At 60.9% G+C, this 3,646-nt stretch carries 4 protein-coding genes and 1 pseudogene; 2 read left to right on the top strand and 3 right to left on the bottom strand.

Annotated elements, in window-relative coordinates; genetic code table 11:
- The 3 genes and pseudogenes from ABYV26_RS22930 to ABYV26_RS22920 form a co-directional block, all read right to left on the bottom strand.
- A pseudogene (locus ABYV26_RS22930) lies at positions 1 to 304 on the bottom strand (carbon monoxide dehydrogenase); the annotation flags it as partial.
- 21 nt (positions 305 to 325) lie between these two features.
- Entirely contained in the window at positions 326 to 925 is a 600-nt protein-coding gene (locus ABYV26_RS22925; protein ID WP_372683677.1) for a 4Fe-4S dicluster domain-containing protein, read from the bottom strand.
- 34 nt (positions 926 to 959) lie between these two features.
- Entirely contained in the window at positions 960 to 2,189 is a 1,230-nt protein-coding gene (locus ABYV26_RS22920; protein ID WP_372683676.1) for an NAD(P)/FAD-dependent oxidoreductase, read from the bottom strand.
- A gap of 467 nt (positions 2,190 to 2,656) precedes the next feature.
- Between ABYV26_RS22920 and ABYV26_RS22915 the strand changes: the two genes are divergently transcribed.
- Together ABYV26_RS22915 and ABYV26_RS22910 are read left to right on the top strand one after the other, a co-directional pair.
- On the top strand, positions 2,657 to 2,869 hold the full coding sequence (locus ABYV26_RS22915) for a hypothetical protein (protein WP_372683675.1): 213 nt from the start codon (positions 2,657 to 2,659) through the stop codon (positions 2,867 to 2,869).
- A gap of 12 nt (positions 2,870 to 2,881) precedes the next feature.
- Positions 2,882 to 3,646: uridine kinase (locus ABYV26_RS22910; RefSeq protein WP_372683674.1), on the top strand; the 765-nt coding region annotated here is incomplete at its 3' end.

The raw sequence follows: 3,646 nt of genomic DNA, 5'->3' as shown, positions 1-3,646 counted from the left end.
CCAGGTCACGGCCGTGGTCGGAATGGGAGGCGGCGCCGGCGGCGATCATGCGGCACAGGTTGCGGGCCACGATAATGTCGGCATCGGCGCCGCAGACACCGGTCTGGGGCCCTTCGCCGAACGGATCCACCCGGCACGGCCCCATGATGCAGATGCGGCAGGACAGTCCCATGTCGCAGAAACCGCACTGGGGCTGCTGAGCCGCGTGCCGCTCCCACACGGTTTCGACACCGTCCTGCCGGGCCTTGGCAACGAGCCGGTCCCCATCCTGGGTGACCGACAAACTCTCTCTGGGATCAAACATGGCGTCCTCCTTGATATGGCTTCAGCTTCCGCTGAGCTGCAACTCAGATTGTTTGATGGACTTTAACAGGGCCACGCCGGCCGGGATGGCCGGTTGGTCCCCATCCGTTGACATGCTGCGGGACACCTCCCGGGTTTTGCGGCGCATGGCCACATCCATCCGTTCGTAGGTCAGGGCGCCGGCCTTGCAGATCTCCACACAGGCGGGCGTCTGGCCCTTGGCCACCCGGCTGCTGCAGTTGTCGCATTTCACGGCGATGGCGTGCCCGGGCGGACCCAGCGGGTCCGCATGGAAGCGGATGACTCCGTATGGGCAGGCCATGGCGCAGGAGGCGCAGTTGATGCAGCGGTCCGGATTAACCATCACGGTGCCCACGCTGTCGCGCCGGTAGATGGCGCCGGCCAGGCAGGCCGTCTGGCAGGGTGCCGGATCGCAGTGGCGGCAGCGGTTGGGAAAACCTTCGTTGAAGCGTCCAGCTCCCACGTGGATCCTCGGTTTGGGCTGCGGGGTCTCCTGCACCGCGGCAAAGAGTGTCAGGCTGCGCGAATGCGCCGTGGCGCAGGCCAGCATACACTGCATGCAGCCCACGCATCGTTCCGGGTGGACGACGACTTGCTTCATGATCCCTCCTTTTTGTTCACGATATCATCAATACTTAGCCCAAGAGTCGGCCAAAGTTGAATCCAGGTGTCATCAGGCTCTCGGGAGGCACACGGATGGGCATGCGGTTCTCGATCAATGCCCGCAGCACACCCCCCTGTTCGATGCGGTTGATCATCACCGCCCCAACCAGGACGTCGTCCCTGAGCACCAGGCGCCGGTAATACGGTTGCGCGGCGCCACCGGTCTGAAGGATGCGCAAACCCGCCTCTTTGCGCGGATTGGCATTGCCCACGGTGAGTACATCCAGGCCGAAGACGCGCATGACATTGCGGCTGAGGCTGCCCGGATAGGCGACCGGCCGCCCGGCCATGTTCATGCCGGCCACGCGCCCCTGACCAGCGGCTTCCGGCCACAGGGCGTTGACCCATGGGCAGCCCCTGGCGATGTCCACCATTTCCGCCACGTCGCCGGCGGCATAAATGCCCGGTACACGGGTCTGCAGGTGTTCGTCCACCACCACGCCCAGATCCACCTCGATTTGTCCCCTGGGAATAAAGGTCCGGCACGGCAGCACCCCCTTGCCGATGATCACCATGTCGCAGGGCAGGCGGGTGCCGGCATCGGTGACGGCTGCCTGGACCAATCCATTGCCCTCGAAGGCGCAGACGCTGACGCCGACCTCGACCGTCAGGCCATGGCGTACCAGCTCGTCCAGAATCATGCTGCCAGCCGTCTCGTCCACCTGCATGGACAGGGGATACCCCGAGGTGATCAGCATGGTGACCGCAAGGCCGCGCTTGAGCAACCCGTAGGCGGCTTTGAACCCCACCAAACCGCCGCCCAGGACCACGGCCCGGCGAGCGCCACCCAACGCGGCCACCTGTTGGCGCGCATGGTCCTGGGTACGCATGTAAAAGATGTTTTTAAGGTCCAGCCCCTCGGCCTTCAGCGGCCTGGGATCGGCACCGGATGCGATCAGCAGCCGGTCGAAATCGATGCGGGTGTCGTCGGCCAGCAGGACCTGGCGGTTGGCCACATCGATGCCGCCGGCCCGCCGGCCGAGCAACGGGGTGATCCTCTGGTCGTCGTAAAAATGCTCGGAACGGATGGGAAGTTTGCCGTGCGGCTGGGAGCCGTCCAGCACATGGCTGATCATGGGGCGGCTATAGGGTGGAAAGGTTTCGTCTCCGATCAGGGTGATGTCGGCCGTCGCATCCATCGAACGGATGACCTCGGCCGCACATACGCCGGCAATACCGTTACCGATAATTACGTGTTTCATTGGGCGCCTCCCGCTCGGCGCTGCCTTCATGAGCGCCGTAAAGATGAAACCACCATTGGTGATCGATTGCATGCGCACCACGCGGGACAGGCTGCGCTCAGGCGTGTTGTGCACCCGTGCCGTTTGCGGAAAAAGGCGGCGGCTATGGTTACCCCGGTGGATATCAGAAAGGTACGCTTCCGAAAAATACTATCGGGACAAGGGCGCCATCGTCAAGCAAGAAATGCTCTCGGAAAGGCCGGGGCCATCCAGGTCGCCGTTGCACACATTTGCCAGGGTTGTGAGACCAACCAGGAAGGAGCCGACGAGAAAATACAAACAACGACTGTCATTTTTTGTTCGGCGAGATGTCTGCTTGGATCTAGGATATGGCTTTTTTGCCGATTCTTTACACAGCCTTTCTTTTGTCTTATCATTGTCTGCCACTACAACAGACATCATCCACCTCGTTGGTAAGGGAGACAATCATGAGCGGACAAATTTTTTATCGTGAAAGACAAAAAGTCAAAGACGGTTCGAAAACCCCGCGCTTCAGGATTGCGGCGGTGGCCGGCGTGGACCTCAAGGTGTATGCGGATCATCTTCGCATGGGCGAACTCAAGCAGCTTGCCGACGCCACCGGTGCAAACCTGGTGGAACTCAAGGGAGGCGGCGGCAAGAAAAAACATGATAAAGAGTAGCAAGGAGACACCATGCCTCTGGTCAGGGACAAGGACGGCAAGCGCCTGCATGTGAAAAGCCGGCTGATGGGCGAAAGCCTGGTGAGCAAGGAATTTATCGACAACCTGGACGTCGCTCCCCAGGAGCGGCTCTATCCGAATGTGGCGGTGATCAAAATAGGCGGCCAGTCCATATGCGACCGGGGGGTCAAGGCGCTGCCCGCCATCTTGAAGGAACTCGTCAACATCCGCAAACAGCACAAGATGGTGCTTACCACCGGTGGTGGCACACGCAGCCGACACATCTACACCATCGGCCTGGAGATGGGCATGCCCACGGGCATCATCGCCAAGTTCGGCAGCATGATTTCCGAGCAGAACGCCCTCATGGTGGCCACGCTGCTTTCCCCCTGGGGGGGCATCAAGATGTCCCATGCGGACATCGTCAAGCTGCCCACCTACTTTGCCGAAGGCATCATCCCGGTGATGCACGGCATGCCGCCGTATGATTATTTTGCCATCAAACCCAAAACCGGCCGCATCCCGATCCATCGCACCGATGTGGGATTGATCATTCTGGCCGACCTCATCGGATCGAAAACCATCCTGTTCATCAAAGATGAAGACGGCCTGTACACGGCCGATCCAAAAAAACAACCCAGTGCCGCATTCATCCCCGAAATCGGTGCAAGGGACCTGATGGAAAAAGACCTGGACGACCTGGTCATCGAACGCCCCTGCCTGGAAATCATTCAGAACAGCGAGGTGATCGACCGGGTGCAGATCATCAACGGCCTG

The organism is Desulfosarcina sp. (assembly GCF_041551955.1).
GTDB lineage: Bacteria > Desulfobacterota > Desulfobacteria > Desulfobacterales > Desulfosarcinaceae > Desulfosarcina.
Note: the sequence above shows the minus strand (reverse complement) of the source record. Positions and strands in the feature narration are given on the sequence as shown.